The organism is Conexibacter woesei DSM 14684, assembly GCF_000025265.1.
Classification (GTDB): domain Bacteria; phylum Actinomycetota; class Thermoleophilia; order Solirubrobacterales; family Solirubrobacteraceae; genus Conexibacter; species Conexibacter woesei.
In genome coordinates, this window is sequence record NC_013739.1 from 3,862,614 (window position 1) to 3,883,704 (window position 21,091).

Annotated in this window: 18 protein-coding genes and 3 tRNA genes; 9 read left to right on the forward strand and 12 right to left on the reverse strand. The window is 74.6% G+C overall.

Annotated features, from left to right (window positions below):
• Window positions 1–87 precede the first annotated feature (87 nt).
• Together CWOE_RS18145 and CWOE_RS18150 are read right to left on the reverse strand one after the other, a co-directional pair.
• Window positions 88–1,485: a flavin monoamine oxidase family protein gene (locus tag CWOE_RS18145; protein ID WP_012935096.1), complete on the reverse strand. Its 1,398-nt coding sequence runs from the start codon at window positions 1,483–1,485 to the stop codon at window positions 88–90.
• Between the two features lie 3 nt (window positions 1,486–1,488).
• Window positions 1,489–1,559: transfer RNA gene (locus tag CWOE_RS18150), tRNA-Cys, on the reverse strand.
• A 95-nt stretch (window positions 1,560–1,654) separates the two neighbouring features.
• Here CWOE_RS18150 and CWOE_RS18155 point away from each other — a divergent pair.
• Window positions 1,655–1,727, forward strand: a tRNA-Val gene (locus tag CWOE_RS18155).
• A gap of 113 nt (window positions 1,728–1,840) precedes the next feature.
• On the opposite strand, the gene CWOE_RS18160 is transcribed toward CWOE_RS18155, so the two are convergent.
• Together CWOE_RS18160 and CWOE_RS18165 are read right to left on the reverse strand one after the other, a co-directional pair.
• On the reverse strand, window positions 1,841–2,542 hold the full coding sequence (locus CWOE_RS18160; RefSeq protein ID WP_012935097.1) for a GntR family transcriptional regulator: 702 nt from the start codon (window positions 2,540–2,542) through the stop codon (window positions 1,841–1,843).
• Window positions 2,539–3,807, reverse strand: a complete 1,269-nt coding sequence (locus CWOE_RS18165) for a hydroxyacid-oxoacid transhydrogenase (protein WP_012935098.1) — start codon at window positions 3,805–3,807, stop codon at window positions 2,539–2,541. Before CWOE_RS18165 ends, CWOE_RS18160 begins: the two co-directional genes overlap by 4 nt.
• A 50-nt stretch (window positions 3,808–3,857) precedes the next feature.
• Between CWOE_RS18165 and CWOE_RS18170 the strand changes: the two genes are divergently transcribed.
• Together CWOE_RS18170 and CWOE_RS18175 are read left to right on the forward strand one after the other, a co-directional pair.
• Complete coding sequence (locus CWOE_RS18170; protein WP_148261065.1) at window positions 3,858–5,243, forward strand: FAD-binding oxidoreductase; 1,386 nt, start codon at window positions 3,858–3,860, stop codon at window positions 5,241–5,243.
• Between the two features lie 18 nt (window positions 5,244–5,261).
• A tRNA-Gly gene (locus tag CWOE_RS18175) sits at window positions 5,262–5,335 on the forward strand.
• A 76-nt stretch (window positions 5,336–5,411) separates the two neighbouring features.
• Here the strand turns inward: CWOE_RS18175 and CWOE_RS18180 are convergent.
• On the reverse strand, window positions 5,412–5,615 hold the full coding sequence (locus tag CWOE_RS18180) for a type II toxin-antitoxin system PemK/MazF family toxin (RefSeq protein WP_041730646.1): 204 nt from the start codon (window positions 5,613–5,615) through the stop codon (window positions 5,412–5,414).
• 81 nt (window positions 5,616–5,696) lie between these two features.
• Between CWOE_RS18180 and CWOE_RS18185 the strand changes: the two genes are divergently transcribed.
• From CWOE_RS18185 to CWOE_RS18205, 5 genes are all read left to right on the forward strand, one after another.
• Window positions 5,697–6,440 carry a hypothetical protein gene (locus CWOE_RS18185; protein ID WP_012935100.1) on the forward strand — a complete coding sequence of 248 codons (744 nt, stop codon included), beginning with the start codon at window positions 5,697–5,699 and terminating at the stop codon, window positions 6,438–6,440.
• A gap of 60 nt (window positions 6,441–6,500) precedes the next feature.
• Window positions 6,501–7,697: a hypothetical protein gene (locus CWOE_RS18190; RefSeq protein WP_012935101.1), complete on the forward strand. Its 1,197-nt coding sequence runs from the start codon at window positions 6,501–6,503 to the stop codon at window positions 7,695–7,697.
• A gap of 117 nt (window positions 7,698–7,814) precedes the next feature.
• Window positions 7,815–8,381: a TasA family protein gene (locus CWOE_RS18195; RefSeq protein WP_012935102.1), complete on the forward strand. Its 567-nt coding sequence runs from the start codon at window positions 7,815–7,817 to the stop codon at window positions 8,379–8,381.
• Window positions 8,363–8,938, forward strand: a complete 576-nt coding sequence (locus CWOE_RS30980) for a signal peptidase I (protein ID WP_012935103.1) — start codon at window positions 8,363–8,365, stop codon at window positions 8,936–8,938. The genes CWOE_RS18195 and CWOE_RS30980 overlap by 19 nt, the downstream gene beginning before the upstream one ends.
• Window positions 8,935–9,978 carry a cupredoxin domain-containing protein gene (locus tag CWOE_RS18205; RefSeq protein ID WP_012935104.1) on the forward strand — a complete coding sequence of 348 codons (1,044 nt, stop codon included), beginning with the start codon at window positions 8,935–8,937 and terminating at the stop codon, window positions 9,976–9,978. Before CWOE_RS30980 ends, CWOE_RS18205 begins: the two co-directional genes overlap by 4 nt.
• A gap of 21 nt (window positions 9,979–9,999) precedes the next feature.
• Here the strand turns inward: CWOE_RS18205 and CWOE_RS18210 are convergent, their stop codons facing one another.
• The 7 genes from CWOE_RS18210 to CWOE_RS18240 form a co-directional block, all read right to left on the reverse strand.
• A complete protein-coding gene (locus CWOE_RS18210) occupies window positions 10,000–10,656 on the reverse strand; it encodes a peroxiredoxin (protein ID WP_012935105.1) in 657 nt (218 codons plus the stop codon).
• 77 nt (window positions 10,657–10,733) lie between these two features.
• On the reverse strand, window positions 10,734–11,486 hold the full coding sequence (locus CWOE_RS30985) for a DNA polymerase ligase N-terminal domain-containing protein (RefSeq protein ID WP_160165534.1): 753 nt from the start codon (window positions 11,484–11,486) through the stop codon (window positions 10,734–10,736).
• 10 nt (window positions 11,487–11,496) lie between these two features.
• Entirely contained in the window at window positions 11,497–12,681 is a 1,185-nt protein-coding gene (locus CWOE_RS18220) for a formimidoylglutamate deiminase (RefSeq protein ID WP_012935107.1), read from the reverse strand.
• Window positions 12,678–13,928 carry an imidazolonepropionase gene (gene hutI / locus CWOE_RS18225; RefSeq protein WP_012935108.1) on the reverse strand — a complete coding sequence of 417 codons (1,251 nt, stop codon included), beginning with the start codon at window positions 13,926–13,928 and terminating at the stop codon, window positions 12,678–12,680. Before hutI ends, CWOE_RS18220 begins: the two co-directional genes overlap by 4 nt.
• A 7-nt stretch (window positions 13,929–13,935) precedes the next feature.
• Complete coding sequence (gene hutU / locus CWOE_RS18230) at window positions 13,936–15,591, reverse strand: urocanate hydratase (RefSeq protein WP_012935109.1); 1,656 nt, start codon at window positions 15,589–15,591, stop codon at window positions 13,936–13,938.
• On the reverse strand, window positions 15,588–17,141 hold the full coding sequence (hutH, locus tag CWOE_RS18235; protein ID WP_012935110.1) for a histidine ammonia-lyase: 1,554 nt from the start codon (window positions 17,139–17,141) through the stop codon (window positions 15,588–15,590). The genes hutU and hutH overlap by 4 nt, the downstream gene beginning before the upstream one ends.
• Before the next feature lie 206 nt (window positions 17,142–17,347).
• Entirely contained in the window at window positions 17,348–18,094 is a 747-nt protein-coding gene (locus tag CWOE_RS18240; RefSeq protein WP_012935111.1) for a hypothetical protein, read from the reverse strand.
• Between the two features lie 145 nt (window positions 18,095–18,239).
• Here CWOE_RS18240 and CWOE_RS18245 point away from each other — a divergent pair, with 145 nt between their 5' ends.
• Window positions 18,240–21,080, forward strand: a complete 2,841-nt coding sequence (locus CWOE_RS18245) for a helix-turn-helix transcriptional regulator (RefSeq protein ID WP_012935112.1) — start codon at window positions 18,240–18,242, stop codon at window positions 21,078–21,080.
• Window positions 21,081–21,091: the final 11 nt, after the last annotated feature.

Here is a 21,091-nt window from a genome sequence, read left to right on the forward strand (position 1 = left end):
TGGCAGCGCCACTCGTGAGCTCGGCAGGTGGCGATCCGGCGCCGCGAGGCGCGTGCAGACGGCCGTGCCGGCCGTGGCATCAACCATCTAGTCCCGCAGCGCGCTGAGTGCCTCGTCGGCGGCGCGCTCGCCCGACTGCACCGCGCCCTCCATGTAGCCCGTCCACTCGGTCGCGGTCTCGGTGCCCGCCCAGTGGAGCGGGCCGACCGGCTCCCGCAATGCCGTGCCGAACGCCGTCCACACGCCCGGCGCCATGTAGCCGGCGTAGCAGCCGCGCGTGAACTCCTCGGCCGACCAGTCGACCTCGGCGTAGTCGCGCGGAGCGGCCGCGTCCGGGCCGAACAGCCGCACGAACGTCTCCACGACCGCCGCGCGACGGCGCTCCGCCGGCCATGCGCCGAGCTCGCGCGCGTCACGGCCTTCGAGGAAGCCGAGCAGCACGCCCGGCGCGCCCTGCGGCGGCGTGTTGTCGAAGACGACGCGCGCGGGACCCTCGATGCTGACCGCCTGGCCGCTGAGCCCGTCGCGGCGCCAGAACGGCTCGTCGTAGATCGCCATGCACTTGACGACGCTGCCGTGCGGGACGCGCTGCGTCAGCAGGTCGCGCGCGGCCGGCAGCGCCGGCGCATACGCGATCCGCCCGGCGAGCGCGGGCGCGAGCGCGACGATCGCGCGGCGGGCGTGCACCGGCGCGCCGCCGTCGGCCTCGAGCGTGACGCCGCCGCCAGCGCCGCTCGGGCCGTCGTGGACGATCCGCCGCACCGGGCGGCCGAGCAGGACCCGCAGCTCGGCGGCGTCGAGCTGCGCGGCGAGCCGCAGCGGCAGCTCCTGGGAGCCGCCGACGAAGCGGTCCTGCTGCGCGCCGCCGCGCGTCCCGATCAGGTCGTCGAAGCTGCCGGCGGCGTGGACGTAGAAGAGCACGTGCAGCAACGACAGCTCCTGCGGCTCGCACGCCCACACGGCCGCCACGCTCAGCCGCAGCAGGTCGCGCGCCGGGCGCGTGCGGACGTGGTCGTCGATCCAGGTCGCGAACGTCTGCGCGTCCCACTCGGCCGCGCGCGGCGCCCGCCACGGCGCCTCGACCGGCACGCGGCGCGCCATCCGGTCGATCCGCAGCTGCGCCTGCGCGATGTCCGCCAGGACGACGGGGTTGATCCGCGGGATCGTGCCGCGGTAGCGCAGCAGCGAGCCGCCGCGCTCGAGCACGCTCTCGCCCTCGTCGTGCGTCGGGTGCGTGGCGACGCCGAGCCGCTGGCCGAGCGCGACCATCCGCCGCTGTCCCGGCCCGATCCACTGCCCGCCGATCTCGACGATCGCCCCGCTCGGCAGCACGTGGTTGAGGATCCGGCCGCCGACCCGCTCGCGCGCTTCGAGCACGCGCACACTGCGCCCGGCGGCACGGATCCGCTCGGCCGCGATCAGGCCGGCGAGCCCGGCGCCGACGACCGCGACGTCGACTCGGTCGTCGAGAGCGCTCGGGGCCATGGAAGGCGACGACCGGAATCGAACCGGTGTACACGGCTTTGCAGGCCGCTGCGTAGCCACTCCGCCACGTCGCCAGGGAGCTGTGTAGCCTAGCGGGCGCGCGCCGCCGAGCGGCTGGTGGGTGCAGACGTCATCCTCCGCCGCTCGTCGGTATGATCCACATCTCCCAGGGCGATTAGCTCAGCTGGGAGAGCGCCGCCTCGACAAGGCGGAGGTCACTGGTTCGAGCCCAGTATCGCCCACTCACCGAAAGCCCCGGCCCGCCGGGGCTTTCGCCGTTCTGGGGCCGGGCTCGATCCCGACGGCGACAGCCTCTCGCTCGCGCAGGCTCCGGCCGACTGAGGCGCGGTCGAGGCTAGCCCGCCGCCTCGACGAGCAGCTTGCGCGTCTGCTCGAGGTGGGCACGCATCGCCTCCGCGACCGCGTCGGGATCGCCGGATCGCAGCGCCTCGACGATCGCCGCGTGCTCGTCGTAGATCGCGCGCAGGTCGCGGCCGCGACCGACGGTCGAGGCGCCGCGCAGGCGGACGTGGTCGCGCAGGTCGGCGACGATCGCGACGAGCCGGCGGTTGCCGGCGGCCTCCAGCAGCAGCTCGTGGAAGCGGCGGTCGCGGGCCATGAAGGCAGCCTCGTCGGCGCGGTCGAGCTGCGCGCCCATCGCCTCCAGCTCGGCTGCGACGGCGACGAGCCCCGCCGCGTCGATCCGCTCCGCGGCGACGCGCGCGGCCGGGACCTCCAGCAGCAGCCGCAGCGCGAAGACCTCGTCGAGGTCGCGCGCGCTCGACTCCAGCACGCGTGCGCCGCGGTTGCGCTCGAACCGCACCATCCCCTGGCGCTCCAGCAGCAGCAGCGCCTCGCGCGCGGGCGTGCGGGAGACGCCGAGCTGCTCGGCGAGCTGGGCGACGGAGTACAGCTCGCCCGCTCTCAGGCGGCCGTCGACGATCGCGCCGCGGAGCGCGTCGGTCGCACGGTCGGTCAACGTCGCCGGGCGGGCGGCGGCGCCGCGATCGCCCGGCTGCAGCGCCCCGAGCCCGAGCTGATCGCCGGTGTCGCTCACCAGTTCTCCAGCGAAGCCGTGAAGATCGCGCGCAGGTCGTCGGCGCTCGGCTCGCGCGGCGCGATCACGAGCAGCCGCTGCTGCTTGAGCGCGCCCTCGACCAGCGCCGGCACGTCGTCGAGCCCGTAGCCCAACTCCACGATTCCGCGCGCCGCGCCGACGTCGCGCATCAACGCGCGCAGCGCGGCGGGGAGCGCGTCGGGTCCTTCCTGCCGACCGCCGGTCAGCAGCTCCGCGACGTGGTGGTGGCGCTCCGGCATCGCCTCGTAGGTGAAGCGGAACGCGGCCGGCGCGGTGACGATCACCGAGTGGCCGTGCGGCACGAAGGGGTGGTCGGCCGGGTAGCCGGGCGGCTGGTAGACGTGCTTGAGCCCGGCGATCGGGTACGCGCACGCGTGCGGGATGTGGACGCCGGCAGAGCCGAAGCCGACGCCCGCGAGCGTCGCGGCGAGCATCATCGCCCCGCGCGCCTCGACGTCGTCCGGGTCGGCGACGGCACGCCGCAGGTAGCGGCCGCCGTACTCCAGCGCCTTCGCCGACCAGACGTCGGCGACCGGGTTGGAGCCCTGGTACGGCGGCCGGTCGTCGGGCGTGGCGGGGCGCGGGCGCGTGTCGTACGGGCGCGAGAGGAACGACTCGGCGGCGTGGCAGACGACGTCGAGGCCGGCGGAGGCGGTCACCTCGGCGGGCAGCGTGCGCGTCAGCTCCGGGTCGACGATCGCCTGCGCCGGCCGCAGGTAGCGGTGCGAGATGCCGGTCTTGAGCTTCAGCTCGGGGATGTCGAGGACGGCGACGGTCGTCGCCTCCGAACCGGTGCCGGAGGTCGTCGGGATCGCGAGGTGCGGGCGCAGCGGCGCAGGCGGCTTGCGGCCGCCGCCGACCGGCGGGTTGACGTAGTCCATCACGGGCGCCGGGTGGGTCGAGACGAGGTCAGCGACCTTCGCGGTGTCGATCGCCGAGCCGCCGCCGACGGAGACGAAGCCGTCGACGCCGTGCTCGGCGGCGAAGTCGGCCGCATGCTGGAGCGAGTCGAGCGTCGGCTCGACGCGGCTGCGGTCGTAGACGACGACGTCGATCCCCTCCGCGCGTGCGAGCGCGACGACCCGCTCGGGCGCGCCGAGCGCGGCGACGCCCGGGTCGGTCACGAGCATCGCGCGGCGGACGCCGAGACGCTTCAGCTCCCAGCCGGCGTCCCCGGAGGCGCCGGGGCCGAACTTGACCGGCGTCGCCTCCAACGTGAAGACGGTCTCGTGAGCTGTCGCCATCGACATTCCCCTTTCGTCGCTCCCCTGAGGGCAGTAGCATGTCACATGCTATGGACCTGACACAAGCACTTGGAGCGATCGTCGGCGCGACTCACGTGCTCACCGATCCACAGCTCACGGAGACGTACGAACACGACTGGACCGGCCGTTTCGGCGGCCGCGCGGCGCTCGTCGTGCGGCCCGCGGACACGGAGCAGGTCGCGGCCGTCGTCGCGGCCTGCGCCGAGGCCGGCGCGGCGATCGTCCCCCAGGGCGGGAACACCGGCCTCGTCGGCGGCGGCGTGCCGCGCGGCGGCGAGGTCGTCGTGTCGCTGACGCGGCTGAACGCGCTCGGGGAGGTCGACAGGGCGCTCGGGCTGGTGCCGGTCGGCGCCGGCGTCACGCTCGGAGCGCTGCAGGCGCACGCGCGCGCGGCCGGCTTCGACGCCGGGCTCGACTTCGCCGCGCGCGACTCGTGCACGATCGGTGGCGCGGTCGCCTGCGACGCCGGCGGCGCACGGGCGCTGCGCCACGGCACCGCGCGGGCGCGCGTCGCGGGGCTCGAAGCGGTGCTCGCGGACGGCACCGTCGTCACGCGGATGGCCGGGCTGGCGAAGGACAACGCCGGCTATGACCTGCCGTCGCTGCTGGTCGGGTCCGAGGGGACGCTCGGAATCGTGACGCGGGTGCTGTGGCGGCTGGAGCTGCGCTGCGACGCGCGCGTGGCGGCGCTCGTGCCGATGGAGTCGGTCGAGGCTGCGGCGGCGCTGCTGGCGGCGCTGCGCGCCGAGGCGCCGACGCTGGAGAGCTGCGACTTCTTCCTCGACGACGGCCTGTCGCTCGTGCTGGAGCACCAGCGGCGTTCCTCGCCGGTCGAGCCGCGCGCGCCGGTGTACGTGCTGGCCGAGTGCGCCGGCCGCAGCGACCCGACCGACGAGCTGGCGGCGGCGTTGGAGCAGGCGGGCGTCGAGGAGGCGCTGATCGCCGACGACACGCCGGGGCGCGAGCGGCTGTGGGCGCTGCGCGAAGGTCACGCCGACGCGATCAACGCCGCCGGCGTCCCGCACAAGCTCGACGTCGGCGTGCCGCTGGCCGAGCTGGGCCGCTTCCTCGCCGAGGTTCCCGCCGCCGCAGCCGCAGCGATCCCGGGCACGAGAGCGATCCTCTTCGGCCACCTCGGCGACGGCAACGTGCACGTGAACCTGCTCGGCCCGGAGCCCGACGACGAGCGCGCCGACGACGCGGTGCTGGAGCTCGTGCTCGCCTGTGGCGGCACGATCAGCGCCGAGCACGGCGTCGGCGTCGCCAAGGCCCGCTGGCTCGACCGCGCCCGCGGCCCCGCCGAGGCCGCCGCGATGCGCGCCGTCAAGCACGCCCTCGACCCCGACGGCCGCCTCAACCCCGGCGCGGTCCTCCCCGTCCGCGCCGACCAGCCGTCATCCCCCGCCGCCGACTAGCTATACTCGCCGGGCCCTGCGGATGTAGCTCAGTTGGCTAGAGCGTCTGCTTGCCATGCAGAAGGTCGAGGGTTCGAGTCCCTTCATCCGCTTCACCCGAAAGCCCCGCGAGAGCGGGGCTTTCGGCGTTTCTGGACCCCCTTGTGACAGCCGCCCGAGGCCGGGGGATCAGGCGCGACTGCGGGCGTCGATCCCGAGGATCAGCGCCAACGCCTGCTCGACCTCGCGCTGCGTCTCCGACCACAGCCGGCCGATCGGTCGCAAGAACCGCGAGCGCGACACCACGATCGCCGGCCGGTTCTTCTCCGGCTCCCCTCTCCGTGCCGCACCGAGCGAGACCAACCAGATCTCGCCCCGTCTCGGCTCAGCCACAGCAGTCGATCTATCGATGGTGCGACGCGGATCTTCCCTTCGACGGACGCGCCCGGTCGCGGCGGCGCGCATGCTGCTCGGATGCGCCCATCCGCCCTGATCGCTGTCCTCGTCTCTGCCTCGATCGTGCTCGCGGCACCCGCCGTCGGCGCCGCTGCCGACGCCGGCAATCCGACAGCCGCCGTCGCGAAGAAGAAGCCGAAGGCCAAGGGCAAGTCCAGGTCGAGATCGAGATCCAGATCGAGAGCGCAGCCGAGATCGAGAGCGCCGGAGTCGCAGCGCGGCGAGACGAACCTCCCGGCTACGCAGCATTCCGCGTCGGGAACGATCGCCGTCACGACCGAGAGCAGAAGCGTCTGCGCGATTCCGGGCTTCAGCGGCGCGACGAAGACCACGACGATGACCGACGTGCTCGAGGTCTCGTTCTCAGGCAGCGGCACGCCGGGCGGCAGCGGTGGCAGATCGCCGAACGGCACGGGCACGATGCCCGTCTCGGCGCGCCGCAGACTGGTGACCGAAGACCAGGTCACCGGCAACTCCCCGGTGCAGCCGAGCAGCAGCGACACCGGCTGGAAGGACGAGCGCGCCACGCGCGAGGACTTCGGCAGCCTCGTGCGCATCGAAGGCGGCCGCCTCGTCGTCGACCTCACGTCGACGACCCGTGAGCGCCTGCGCAAGGCCGTCGTGCGCCCGGCGGACGGCACGAAGGTCGACGTCACGTTCGACGAGACGAAACCGTACGACCGCGTGGAGCACACGAGCGGTTGCAGCAACGAGACGAAGACGACCACGACCAGCGGCACCGTGACCGTCCGACGGCACTGACCGGCGAAAGGCCACGGCCGGGCGCAGCGTCGCCGTCGGCGGCAACTGTACGTTGCCGGCATGCACAGACGCCTCAGCACCCTGACGGTCGCAGCGTGTGCCGTCGTCGTGGTCCTCGCGGCGGGCTCGGCCCGCGCGGCGGATCCCGTGGTGACGCCGCCGGCCACGCCCGAGGAGGTGCCGGCGGCGGTGATCGCCGCCATCGACGCGCACCCCTCGACGCCGGGACCGTGCGCGCTGCTGACGCGCGACCTGCGCGAGGCGTTCGCGGTACGCGAGTTGCTGACGCACGAGCCAGTCGCGAGCGAGCCGTGGACCGAGGAGGACGTGACGCGGCTGTGCGACGACTACGTCGCTCCGCAGCCGCAGGAGCTGAAGGAGATCGGACCGGCCCGCGTGATGGAGGCGAGCGACGACGCCGTGCGCCTGCGGGCGCAGGTCGTGCGGCGCTTCGATACACCGCGGGGCGTGCTCGACAGCAGCGAGGTCGTGGACCTGTACGTCGTCCGCGAGGACGGTGCCTGGCGTCTCGCCTCGCTGACGCAGCTGCTGCCGCTCGACGGCTTCATCCGCCGCGCGCCCGACACGCTCGCGGCGTTCGCCGCCGAGCGAGAGGAGCGACAGACGTTCACGCGCAGACTTCTGCGCGCGCACGCGCGCATGGTGCGCGAGCTCGCGACCGTGCCGCGCCCGCTCGCGCGGGCGACGCTGCGCTGCGGCACGGGCGCCGGCGCCGCGGAGAGCGGCCGCGGCGATCGTGGACGCGGCGGGACCGGCCGGACCGGCGCGCCGGTCGCGCACGGGCGCCGCAGACGCCCCGCTGGGATGGACATGGTCGAGGCGCGGTTGCGCACCGGCGGCGGCCGGATGTGCTGGACGATCCAGATGCGCGGGCCGGTGGCGGACCGGCTCGCGATCTCGTTCGTGCTCGGGCAGGACGTCGGCCGGGACGACGGGCGCACCGGCGGATGGACCCTCTGGATCGAGGACGGCCGGGCGGTCGGCCTGCTGGACCGGCCGCACGGAGTCCGGCGCGTGTTCGCGGTGCGCGCGTCGGTGGACGGTCGCGTCGTGCGCGTCGTCGTGCCCGCGCGACGCGTCCGCGAGGACGTCCGCGTCGCCGCGCCGTTCGGCTGGTCGGCGATCAGCGCCATGCCAGACGCCGACGGCGCGACGCGCTCCCACGGCGGCTGGGTCGACTCGCTCCCGCAGCTGCGCAGCTTGGACGACCTCGCCGGGATCCACCACGTGCCCTGAAGCCGGAGCTCCGAAACGCCAGCTTCTGGCGTAAAGTGTAAGCACGGCGGCCAGGGCGCTCAAGGAGGGTAGGCCCAGCGTCGAAGGCGAGTGTGTCCATTTCATTCGGGAGATGACATGTGGGCAGCACATCGCGGGCGCGTGATCGCGTCCGCGCTCGCGCTGGCGGTGATCGTCGGCGTCGGTGTCTACGGGACCCTGTCGGTCCTCACCGACACCACCAGCAACACCGGCAACACGTTCGCCGCGGGGACGATCGTGATCACCGACGACGACGCCGGGAGCGCTGCCTTCGCGATCGACGGGATGCGGCCGGGCGACTCGGCGACGCGCTGCATCAACGTCGTCAACGCCGGCACGCTGACGTTCTCCAACGTCGCCTTCTCGGGCGCGCCCGGCGGCAACGGCCTCGCCGACGCGCTGACGGTCGACGTCGACCGCGGCACCGGCGCGACCGGCGGCCCGACCGCCAGCTGCAGCGGCTTCGCCGCCGACACGCCCGACATCGTCACGGGCAGACTGAGCGGCTTCCCGACGATCGCCGCGCCGATCGACGACCCCGCCGACTGGACGCCGGGCGCGCGCAAGAGCTACCGCCTCGTCGTCGCGCTGCCCACCAGCGCCTCCAACAGCGCGCAGGGCAGAACCGCCACGCTCGACCTGCGATGGGACGCGACGTCCTGAGCGCGCGGCCGCACCGCCCGCCGCTGCGGCGGCTCGCGTCCGCCGCCAGGTGGGCGGTCGTCGCCGCGCTCTGTCTGCTGGCGGCGTCTTCGCTGGCGCTGCGCGTCGCGGGCTGGCAGCCGCGCGTCGTGCTGAGCGGGTCGATGGAGCCCGCGATCAGCCGCGACGATCTGATCCTCGTCACGAGCCAGGCGGTGCGAGACGTGCGCCCCGGGCAGATCATCACGTTCGCGCGCCCGCACCACCCCGGGCAGACGATCACCCACCGCGTCGTCGCGATCAGACGCGCACCGGCCGGGCGGTTCGCGGTCACGACCCGCGGCGACGCGAACCCAGCGCCGGAGCGCTGGTCGATCCCCGCCGACGGCACCGTCGGCAGACTGCGCGCTCGGGTCGCGGGCGTCGGCGCGCTGGCGGCGCCGCTGCGTGGCGAGATCTCCCGCGGGCTCGCCGTCGTCGCGACGACGGCGCTGCTCGCCGCGCTCGCGCTGTGGGCGATCTGGCGCCCGGCGGCGCGCAAGCAAACGCAGAGACCGACACGGAGACCGACCGCGTGAGCCGGCGCCTGCGCGTGCTCGCGACGCTCGCGGTCCTCGCGCTCGCGAGCGTCGCCGCCGCGCTCAGCCTCGCGGCGGACGACACGCCGAGCGACCGCCCGTCGATCGAGCTCGACGCGCAGGGGCCGCTCTTCACCTTGCAGGGGATCAGACCGGGCGGCGCGCCGGCCGAGCGCTGCATCGCGCTGCGCGCCCGCGGCGCGAGCGTCGCCCGCCTGACGCTGACCGGCGCGGTCTCGGGACCGCTCGCCGACGCGCTCGCGATGGACGTCGCGACCGGTTCCGGAGCGTCGCCCGGCGAGGACCACCGCTGCGACGGCTTCGTCTCCGAGCAGGCGCTGTGGGACGGGACGCTGGCGCAGTTCCCCCGCGACGGCGCCCCGGCCGTCTCCTCACAGCCGCTCGCCGCGGGGCAGAGCCGCGTCTACCGCTTCCGCGTCTGGCTGCCGGCTGACGCGGTCGTCGCGGTGGCGGACACCGCCCGCCAGGACCTCTACTGGCACGCGGAGTTCGAGCCGCCGCAGCGGCCGCAGGCGCCGCAGGACGCCCCTCCCCCGCGCGGCCTGACCGATCCGGCGCCGACGGAGACCCCGATCAGACCGCCGCCGTGCCGCGGCGGTCGCGTCTGCCACGGCCGCCTGATCGTCCGCATGACGCACCGCGGCGCGCGCCTGCACGGCCGCGTCCACGCGCCCGGCACCGAGCGGATGCGCAGCCTGTCGCTGCGGCTGCCGGCGGCGCTCCCGGCCAGCCGCGCCTGGATCGACCTCGCGCGCACGCGGGCCCTGCGGCCGGCCGCCGCACTGTCCGGCAGCGTCGGCCTCAGACCTCGCGCCGGCGGGCGTCTGCTCGCCGTCCGCGACCTGCCGCGCGGCACGCGCACGGTCCTGATGCGCGTGCGCGTCCCGCTTCCCGCTCGCGCCGCGCTGGTGCACGCCGCCTGCCGCCGCGCGCCCGTGACGGCGACGATGACGACCGGCGCGGGGCGCCGGCAGCTCACGGCGCGGATGTGGCTCGCGCGCGCGAGCTGCCGTCGCTGACGCTGTCGTCGCTGACGGCGCCTACGGCGCGTCGACGATGCGCAGGTACGGGAGCGGCTGCTCGAACCCGTCGGGGTAGCGCTCCTTCGCCTGCTCGTCGCTGACGGAGCCGGCGATGATCACCTTCTCACCCTGCTGCCACTGCGCCGGCGTCGCGACCTGGTGCTGCGCGGTCAGCTGCAGCGAGTCGATCACGCGCAGGATCTCGTCGAAGTTGCGGCCGGTCGTCATCGGGTAGATCAGCACGAGTCTGATCTTCTTGTCCGGGCCGATCACGAAGACGTTGCGCAGCGTGGCGTTCTGCGCGGGGGTGCGCGAGGTCGGGTCGCCCTCGACCTCGGCGGGCAGCATGCCGTACGCCTTCGCGATCGCGTGGTCGGTGTCCGCGATCATCGGGTAGTTCGGCGCGGTGCCCTGCGAGGACTCGATGTCCTGCGCCCATCTGTCGTGGTTTCCGACCGGGTCGACCGACAGGCCGATGATCTTCGCGCCGCGCTTGTCGAACTCGGGCTTGATCGACGCCATGTAGCCGAGCTCGGTCGTGCAGACCGGCGTGAAGTCGCGCGGGTGGGAGAACAGCACGGCCCAGCTGTCCCCGATCCACTCGTGGAAGTCGATCTCGCCCTCTGTCGTCTGGGCTCTGAAGTTTGGCGCGCTGTCGCCGATGGTCAACGCCATGGGTGGACTCCCTGGTTCATCCGGTTGATGGAAAGCTGATCAGATTTTATACCTTTCCGATCCAGTTTCGTCAGCCGTCACCCGCCGAGGACCGAGCCCGGGTGCTCGGCAACGACGTCGGAGCCCGGGAGCGCGTGCTCGTCGCGGCGCTTGATCAGCAGCCACTGCGGCTTGCCGCCCGGACCCCGGCGCGTGCGCTGGAGCGCGAAGCCGCCGCGCAGCTTCTCGCCGTGGAGGACGAAGACGGCGTGCCCGCGGTCGAGTGCCTCCGGCCAGGGGACGCGCCCGCCCTGCTCGTAGCTCCCGCGGTCCCAGACGGTCACGTGACCGTCGCCGAGCGGACCCTCGAACGCGTTGTGCTCGATCGCATGGTCCTCGACCTCGACCGCGAGCCGCTTCGCCGCCGGGTCCATCGACGGCCCCTTCGGGACCGCCCACGAGCGCATCGCGCCGCCGACCTCCAGCCGCAGGTCGAAGTGGTGCGCGGTCGCCGCGTGCTCCTGGACGACGAAGACGCCCGCGCTGACGCCGCGGATCGCGAACTGCTCATGGCCCTCGACCTTGACGCGGTCGGTCTCGACCGCTTCGACGCGCGCGAGCGGCGGGCCGTCGCGGAGGAACGCGACGAGCCCGTCGACCGCCTCGGCCGCGCCCTCCGCGTGGGCGAGCACCGCGCCGTCCTCGCCGTTGCGGACCCAGCCGAGCACGCCCAGCTCGCGCGCACGGCGGACGGTCGCGTCGCGGAAGCCGACGGCCTGCACCGCCCCGCGCACGGTCGCGCGGATCGCGACGGGCCGCGCCGTCGCCGGGGAGTCGGATCGCTCGCTCACGCGCACGAGGCTATCGCGCGGCGGCGCCCGTGGAGGAGCGCGCGACGACGCCGGCCGAGGCGCACGTCGCGAGCGCCAGCGGGAGGTCGTGGCGCGCGACGCCGCGCAGGTCGGAGTGCCCGAGGTCGACCGCGATCGTGCCGGCGCCGTCGGCCGCCTCCGGCAGCCCGAGGCTGGCGCGGCCGTTGCGCGCCAGCTCCGCCCACAGGTCGCCGTGGTGGGCGAGCAGCGCGAAGCGCGTCTGACGCTCCCGCCGCGCGCCCGTCTCCAGCTCGCGCACCTCCTCGAACGGGTCGACGCGCACCTGAGAGTCGCTCCCGATCGCCAGCCGGACGCCGGCGTCGCGGTAGGCGAGCGCGGGGAGGAAGCCATCGCCGAGCGAGCCCTCGGTCGTCGGGCAGGAGACGACGATCGTCCCGCTCTCGGCCAGCAGCGCGACGTCGCGCGCGTCGACGTGGATGCCGTGGACCACGCTCGTGCGCGGGCCGAGGAAGCCGGTCCGTGCGAGCAGCGCGATCGGAGAGCAGCCGTGCTCGGCCTCGCACTCGGCCAGCTCGCGTCGCTGCTCGCTCGCATGCACGTGGCGGACGAGCCCGTGACGGTCGGCATAGGCGGCGATCGCCTCCAGCCAGCTCGCCGGCACCGCGCGGATGCTGTGGGCGGCGACGCCGACCGCGACGCCGGGCCGCTCCGCCGCCCACGCCCGCAGCGCGTCCGCGCGCGCGAGGAACGTCTCGACGTCGGGATCGCAGAAGCGGCGCTGTCCCCGCACCGGCGCCACGTCGCTGCCGTCCCAGCCGCCGCGATGGTAGGCGGCCGGCAGCAGCACGACGCGGAGCCCATGCGCGACGCCGGCCTGCGCGAGCGCGATCGCCATCGCGTTGGGGTCGTCGTACGGCGTCCCGTCGGGCTGGTGGTGGACGTAGTGGAACTCGCCGACGGCGCCGTAGCCGGCACGCGCCATCTCGCCGTAGACGGCGTCGGCGACGACGCCGATCGACGCCGGGTCGAGCGCGTCGGCGAGCCGGAACATCGCCTCGCGCCAGCTCCAGAAGTCGTCGACCGCGTGGTCGTCGGCCGCGTCGTCGGCGCCCCCGTGCACGCCCGGAGCCGGCCGTTCGGCGACGCCGCGCAGGTCGCGCTGGAACGCGTGGCTGTGCGCGTTGACCATCGCCGGCACCTCGACGGTCCTCACGCGACGATCCTCCAGGCGCAGTCGGGACGGACGTGGACCAGCTCGCCACCGCAGATCACCGCCGCGACCGGGTTGTGCCCGAAGCGGTACGCGAGCTGCTCGACGGGCCCGTCGAGCACGATCAGGTCAGCGCGCTTGCCGGCCTCGATCGAGCCCAGCTCGGCGGAGCGACCGATCGTCCAGGCGGCGTTGAGGGTCGCGGCCAGCAGCGCCTCGCGCGCGGTCAGGCCGTAGCGGCGGACCGCGAGCCCGAGCACGATCGGCAGCGCGACGACCGGCGAGGTGCCGGGGTTCGCGTCGGTCGCGACCACCACGATCGCGCCGGCGTCGATCAGCGCCCGCGCCGGCGCGACATGCTCGTCGCCGAGGAACTCGGCGCCCGGCAGCAGCACCGCCGCGCACTCGGCTGCCGCGAGCGGCGCGACGTCGGCGGGATCGATGCAGGCGAGGTGGTCGACCGAGCGCGCGCCCAGTTCCAGCGCGACGGGGACCGAGCGGTGCGTGGCGAACTGCTCGACGTGACAGCGCAGGTCGAGCCCGTGCCGCGCGGCCAGCGCGCCGACGCGGCGGAGGTGGTCGTTCGTGAAGGCGATCGACTCGACGTAGACGTCGAGCGCGCGCACGCCGGGCGACTGCGCGAGCGCCTCCGGCACCAGCTCGGCGACGACGTCGAGCCAGCCGTCGGCGTCGAAGCCGTCCGGCAGCGCGTGCGCGAGCAGCGCGGTCGAGACCGTCTGCTGCGGGACCGCGTCGCCAAGCGCGGCGGCGAGCCGCAGCGCGCGCAGCTCGGCCGCGCGCGAAAGGCCGTAGCCGCTCTTGCACTCGAACGCCGTCGTCCCCCACGCCAGCATCTCGGCCGCGAGCGCCCGCGCCTGGTCGAGCACCGCGTCGTCGTTCGCGCGCGCGAATGCGCGCGCCGAGGAGCGGATCCCGCCGCCCTCGCGTGCGATCTGCTCGTACCCCACGCCCGTCACCTTCTGCTCGTACTCGCGGGCGCGCCAGTCCGCGAACGGCAGGTGCGTGTGCGCGTCGACGAACCCCGGCAGCACCGCGCAGCCGCGCGCGTCGATCGCGACGTCCGCGTCACCGCCGTCGTCGGCGAGCGCCGCGATCGCGCCGGCGCGCAGCGTCAGGTCGCCGGGCGCGAGCGTCAGCTCGGCGGCGCGGTCGTGGCGCAGGTACGGAAGCCCGTCGGCCGGCGGGCGCAGCAGCTGCGCCGCGCCGCGGATGGCGATCGACGGAGCCACGCCGCGCTCAGGCCGCCGGAGGGCCGTCGAGCATCGGCACGTGCACGCCGAGCCGCCGCGCGGCGTCGATCGCCTCGGGATAGCCGGCGTCGACGTGGCGGACGATCCCCATCCCCGGGTCGGCCGTCAGCGTGCGCCGGATCCGCTCGGCCGCGCCGGCGGTGCCGTCGGCGACGACCACCTGGCCGGCATGGATCGACTTGCCCATCCCGACACCGCCGCCGTGGTGGATCGAGACCCACGTGGCGCCGCACGCCGTGTTGATCAGCGCGTTCAGCAGCGGCCAGTCGGCGATCGCGTCGGAGCCGTCGCGCATCGCCTCCGTCTCGCGCTCGGGCGAGGCGACCGAGCCGCCGTCGAGGTGGTCGCGGCCGATCACGATCGGCGCGCGCAGCTCGCCGCTCGCGACCATCTCGTTGAAGCGCAGCCCGGCACGGTCGCGCTCGCCGTAGCCGAGCCAGCAGATCCGCGCCGGCAGCCCCTGGAACCGCACCTTCTCGCCCGCGAGCCGGATCCAGCGCGCGACGTGCTCCTGGTCGCCGAAGAGGTCGAGGATCGCCGCGTCCGTCCTGCGGATGTCCTCCGGGTCGCCCGACAGCGCGACCCAGCGGAACGGGCCCTTGCCCTCGCAGAAGAGCGGGCGGATGTACGCCGGCACGAAGCCCGGGTAGGAGAACGCGTCGGCGTCGCCGTGCGCGGCGGCGAGGCCACGCAGCGCGTTGCCGTAGTCGAACGCCTCGGCGCCCGCCTGCTGGAGCGCGCGGATCGCGCCGACGTGCGTCACCGCGCTCTCGCCGACGCGGCGCAGGTAGTCGTCCTGGTCGCGCGTGCGCAGCGTGTCGGCCTGCTCGACGGTCAGGCCGGCGGGGATGTAGCCGGTGAGCGGATCGTGAGCGCTCGTCTGATCGGTCACGACGTCGATCGCGACGCCGCGGCGGACCAGCTCCGGCAGCACGTCGGCGACGTTGCCGAGCAGGCCGATCGACAGCGGGCGGCGCTCGGCCTGCGCCGTCTCCAGCCGCGCGAGCGCGTCGTCGAGGTCCGCGGCGCGCTCGTCGAGGTAGCCCGTCCGGATGCGGCGCTCGATCCGCTGCAGGTCGACTTCGACGCACAGCGCGCAGCCGTCGTTGAGCGTGACCGCGAGCGGCTGCGCGCCGCCCATCCCGCCGAGCCCGGCGGTCACGACGAGGCGGCCGGCGAGCGACCCGCCGAAGCGCTTGCGCGCGATCGCCGCGAACGTCTCGTAGGTGCCCTGGAGGATCCCCTGCGAGCCGATGTAGATCCACGACCCGGCCGTCATCTGGCCGTACATCGTCAGCCCGGCGGCGTCGAGCTCGCGGAACGTCTCCCAGTTCGCCCAGTCGGGGACGAGGTTCGAGTTGGCCAGCAGCACGCGCGGTGCGTGCGGGTGCGTGTCGAAGACCGCGACCGGCTTGCCGGACTGGACCAGCAGCGTCTGCTCGTCGCCGAGCCGGGTCAGCTCGCGCACGATCGCGTCGTAGCTCGCCCGGTCGCGCGCGGCCTTGCCGATGCCGCCATAGACGATCAGCTCGGACGGCTTCTCGGCGACGTCCGGGTGGAGGTTGTTCTCCAGCATCCGCAGCGCGGCCTCCTGCTGCCAGCCGCGGCAGCGGAGCGCGCCGCCGCTCGCCGCGACGTTCATGCCGGCACGCCCGTGCCGTCATGCGCCGCCGCGAGGACGGCGGCGAACGCGCCGCTACGGACGAGCGCGGCGATCGCGGCGAGGTCCGGCGCGGGCGGCCGGTCGGCCGTCAGCGGCTCGATGCGCTCGCGCACGAGCGCATGCGCGCGCCGGCTCGCGGGCGACGCCGCGACCGCCGGCTCGCAGTCGAGCGCCTGGCAGCCGCACAGCAGCTCCGCGGCGAGCACCCGCTCCAGCCGCTCGGCCGCCTCCAGCGCCATCAGCGCGGCGGTCATCCCCATGCTGACGTGGTCCTCCTGGTTGTCGGACGTCGGCACCGTGTCGACGCTGACCGGGTGCGCGAGCGCCCGCAGCTCCGCGACGACCGCGGCGGTCGTGTACTGGACGATCATGTAGCCGCTCGACAGGCCCGGGTCGGGCGTGAGGAAGCCGGGCAGCGTGCCGTTGAGCGACGGCGAGACGAGCCGGAACGTGCGCCGCTCGCTGATCGAGCCGAGGTCGGCGAGCGCGAGCTTGAGCGTGTCGAACGCGAGCGCGAGGCTCTGGCCGTGGAAGTTGCCGGCGGAGATGACGGCCGCGTCGGGGCCGTCGAAGACGAGCGGGTTGTCGGTGACGGCGGAGCGGTCGACGGCGACGAGCCGCGCGAAGAAGCCGAAGCCCTCGCGCGCGGCGCCGTGGACCTGCGCCGCGCAGCGCAGCGAGTAGGCATCCTGCAACGACCCGCCGTCGCCGGCGGCGCGGGCCCGCCGCGATCCGCGCAGGAGCGCGCGCACGTTGGCGGCGGAGGTGACCTGGCCGGGCAGCGGGCGCAGCGCGTGGACGCGCGCGTCGAACGCCGGGGTCGCGCCGCTGAGCGCGTCGACGCTGAGCGCGGCCGCGACGTCTGCGGTGTCGAGCAGCATGCCGACGCGGGCGGTCAGCAGCGTGCCGATCGCCGCCATGAAGTGGGTGCCGTTGACGAGCGCGAGCCCTTCCTTCGTGTCGAGCGCGAGCGGCGCGCGCCCGAGCGCCGCGAGCGCCTCGGCCCCGGGCAGCAGGCGGCCGTCGCGGTCGCGCACCTCCCCCTCCCCGATCAGCGGCAGGAACGCGTGCGCGGAGGGCGCGAGGTCGCCGCTGGCGCCCAGCGAGCCGGTCTGCGGGACGCACGGCGCGAAGCCGGCGTTGAGCAGCTCGGCGATCCGCTCCAGCGTCTCGCGACGGACGCCGGAGTGGGCGAGCAGAAGGCTGTTGAGGCGGATCGCGAGGGCGGCGCGGACGACCTCGGGCGGCAGCTCCTCGCCGCTGCCGGCGGCGTGCGAACGCAGCAGGTTGACCTGCAGCTGGTGGCGCGAGGCCGGCGCGACGGCGCTGTCGAGCAACGCGCCGAAGCCGGTCGTGATCCCGTATATCGGCGTGCCGGCGCCGATGAGCTCCTCGAGCGCCGCGCGGTTGCGCTCGACCCGCGCGAGCGCGTCCGGGTCGAGCGCGACGGACGCGCCGGCCGCGATCGCCGCGACCGCCTCCGCCGACAGCGCACCGTCGAGCGTGACGGGCGTGACGGGCGCGCTCACCGGAGCGACCGGCGGGGTCGAGCGGCGCGGATCGGGCAGGCGGGCATCGCTGAGCTCCTCTGGTTCAGCGTAGCCCGCGGAGCGGGATTTCAAGCGGCCGCCGGCGCACGGCCTGCCGGCACAGGAGCGCGGCGTGGCTCGCCGCCCTCGCGTCAGCCCTCCCAGGAGTCCGCGAGGGCGGCGAGCGCCGCACGCCCCCTGCCGTTTCACGGTCTGCAGCTGATCCAGCCGACGGCGCTGGTCGGCGCGCTCTCTCTCAGGAACCCGAAGGTCGCGGCGATCGGCGCTCTGCCGCTCTTCGGGCATCGCTTCGCTTCGACGTAGCCGCGTCGTCTGCCTCTCACGACGGCCGTCGCGCCGACGGTGGCGGTGAACCGCCGCAGCTCCGCGAACCAGCCGTCGGAGATCTCCTGCATCGAGTCGGGCACGCGTATGTTCATGCTGTAGCCGTATCTGCCGCTCGTTCTGACGAGCTGGGCGTCGAACGCCTCGCTGATGAGGACAGGATTGGTCGCGTAGATGTGGACGGTGATGTTCGTGCCGCCCCCGTTGAAGATGGTGACTCTTCCGGGAACGCCGAAGACATCGGCGGCGGGCACGTCGGCGCTGAACGAGCCGCGGCCGACCTGCGACCCACGCGGGCAGTCCGTGAATCGGCCACGCCTGGCGTTGATCGTCGCCGCGTTGCACGTCGGGAACAAGCGGCTGTTCAGGACGCCGTTGCTCGGCAGCTTCAGCTCCGACGTGCTCAGGGTCATCGACTGGCCGGCCGGCTCCGGGTCGAGCGTGAAGCCGATCGTGATGCTCAGCGGCGTCCCTGCAGCCCCGTGGTCAGGCGTGACCTTGCCGCTGATCGCCGACGTGGCCGCCGTCGCGGCCGAGGCCGCGGCGAGCACCGCGACGAGCACCGCGGTCCCGGCGGCGCCGGCCGGCAAGCGTCGATGGCGGATCATCGCGTCACCATCCAATCGTCATGTCGGACTCCTTTTACTGATAAAACGGTCCAATGGGGAGCGGCTGCAACCGGCGACGTCAGTCTGCGTGCTCCCAGCCGTGCCCGCCACCGGGCTTCCACCCTGAAATCGACCCTGAGGTCGTGTGAGCGCGCTGCTCGAACGCGAGCGCGAGCTGGCCGAGCTCGACGCCGCGATCGAACAGGTCCGCCGCGGGAGCGGCCGCCTCGTGGTGTTCGAGGCGCACGCCGGGCTGGGCAAGACTGAGCTGCTCCGGGCAGCGAGCGCGGCAGCGGCGGACGCCGCCCTGCGGGTTCTGTCTGCGCGCGCGACCGAGCTGGAGCGGCACTTCCCGTTCGCGCTCGTCCGTCAGCTGTTCGGGCTGCCGCTGAAGGCGATGCCGGCGCGCGAGCGCGAGGCGTTGTTCGACGGAGCGGGAGGTGCAGCGCGCAGCGCGGTCGGTCTGCCCCACGACGACCCGAACGCGGTCCGGACCCCCGACGCCTTCGCCGTGCTCAACGGGCTCTATTGGCTGACTGCGGGCCTGGCCGAGCACCAGCCGCTGCTGCTCGCGATCGACGACGCGCACTGGGCCGACTCCGCCTCGCTCGACTATCTCGGATTCTTGGCGCCGCGACTCGACGAGCTCGGTGTGCTGGTGGTGGTCGCCTGCCGCCCTGACCAGCCGGACGCGAGCAGCGGCGTCGCGCGGCTCGCGACGGACACGGCCGCACGACGGTTGACGCCGTCCGCGCTCAGTCCCGGCGCCACCGCCGCCCTGCTCGGCGCCGAGCTCGGCGCCCCGCCGGCGGTCGAGCTCGTCACCGCCTGCCACGACGTCAGCCGGGGCAACCCGTTCTTCCTCCGCGAGCTCGCGCGCACGCTCGTCGCACGTGAGCCGAGCAGCGAGACCGACGAGGTGGCCTTGGTGCGCGAGCTGGCGCCCGAGCGCGTCACCCGCACGATCGTGCTGCGCATCTCGCGGCTCACGCCGCACGCCCGCGCGGTCGCGCGTGCAGTCGCGGTGCTTGGCGACGGCAGCGACCACCGTCTCGTCGCGGCCCTCGCCGGCCTCCACGCCGACGCGGCGTCACGCGGGGCAGACGAGCTGCGGAACGCGGCCATCCTCGACGACGATCCCTCGTTGCGCTTCATCCACCCGCTCGTGCGCACCGTGCTGCACGCCGACCTGCCCGCCGGCGAGCGTTCCGCCGCGCACGCCCGCGCGGCGGCGCTGCTGCGCAGCCGCGACGCCGGCCCGGAGCAGGTCGCCGCGCAGCTGCTCGCCGCCGAGCCGCAGGGGCGACGCGAGAACGTCGAGACGCTGCTGGACGCCGGCCGGCGGGCACTCGCAAGCGGCGCGCCCCGTTCCGCGGTCGCCTACCTGACGCGCGCGCTCGACGAGCCTCCGCCGGCGGAGCTGCGCGCCGCGGTGCTGAGCCTGCTCGTGAACGCGAGCATCCGGGCGGCGGACCATGACAGCTTCGCTGCGATCGAGCCGCTCGTGCTCGCCGAGATCGCGCGCGATCCCGACCTGCTGAGCCGTTGGGCGCCGAAGGTCTCGCTGTGGATGACCCTCAACGGTCGCATCGACAGCGCGATCGCGCTGTTGACGGAGGCGATCGACGCCGCCGCGCGCGCAGGGGACGTCGAGCGAGCGTTCCAGCTCGAAGCGACGCTCAGCATGGCGGGCCAGCTGTCGCCTGACGCGATACGCGCGCGCCTGGCCCGGTACGACGGCCGGATCGCCCCCGGCAGCGCGACCGACCGTCTCGCGTTGACGTTCGCCGCGCTGGAGAGCGTGTTCACGGCGGACGCGACGACCGCCGTCGGACTGGTGAGACGGGCGCTCGACGGGGGCAGCATCTTCGCCTTGAAGCCGGACATCCTCGCCCCCGCCAACGTGGTGGTCGTGCTCCTGCTCGCCGACGAGCTCGACCTGGCCCGGCACGTCGCCGCGCAGGCGCTCGAGGTCGCGCACGAGCGCGATGCGACCCCTGCGCTGATCGGCACGTGCCTGCTGAGCGGGTTCGTGGCCGTCGCGCGCGGCGACCTCGCAGCGGCGGAGGCGGACTTCCGTCAAGGGCTCGACCTCGCGCGCGCCGCGCGGCTGCTGGCCGCCCTGCCCGTGCTCGTGGGGATGCTCGTCCTCGTGCTGACCCAGCGCGGTGAGCTGCAGGCGGCTGCCGCCGAGCTGGACGGAAGCGGCCTGACGGGCCCGGTCCCCGACATGCTCTGGCTCGCTCCGATCCTCTACGCGCGCGGTCTGCTGCGGCTCGCGGAGAGCCGCTACGAGGAGGCCGCCGCGGATCTGCTCGAGCTGTCCGCGCGGCGCGAGCGGTGGGGAATGGGCGGGAGCCCGGGCCTGGCGGCCGGACTCGGCGCCGCTCGCGCGCTTGCGGCGCTCGGCGACCGCGAGCAGGCGCGTGCCGTCGCGGAGTCCGAGCTCGCCCGCGCCCGGCGCTGGGGCGCGCCGAGCGCGGTCGCGAACGCGCAGGGCACGCTGGGGCTGACGATCGGCGGACCGGCCGGCCTCGCCTTGCTCGAAGAGGCCGTGGCCGTGCTCGACGGCTCCCCCGCCCTGCTGGTGCGGGCGCACGCCCTCGGCGAGCTCGGTGCGGCGCTGCGACGCTCCAACCGCCGAGCCGACGCACGGGCGCCGCTGCGCGAGGCGCTGGCGCTCGCACGCCGCTGCGGCGCGACAGGCCTCGCCAAGCAGGTCCACGACGAGCTGCGGGCCAGCGGAGAGACCGTTCGGCGCTACACGCCGATCGGCGTCGAGTCGCTCACTCCCAGCGAACGGCGTGTGGCCGAGCTTGCGGCCGGCGAGCTGACCAACCGCCAGATCGCGCAGTCGCTGTTCCTCACCGTCAAGACGATCGAGAGCCACCTCGCGGCCGCGTACGACAAGCTCGGCATCCAGTCGCGCCGCCAGCTCGCCGACGCGCTCGATCCCCTGCCCGATCGCACCCAACCCGCCGTCTGAGGCGGCGAGCT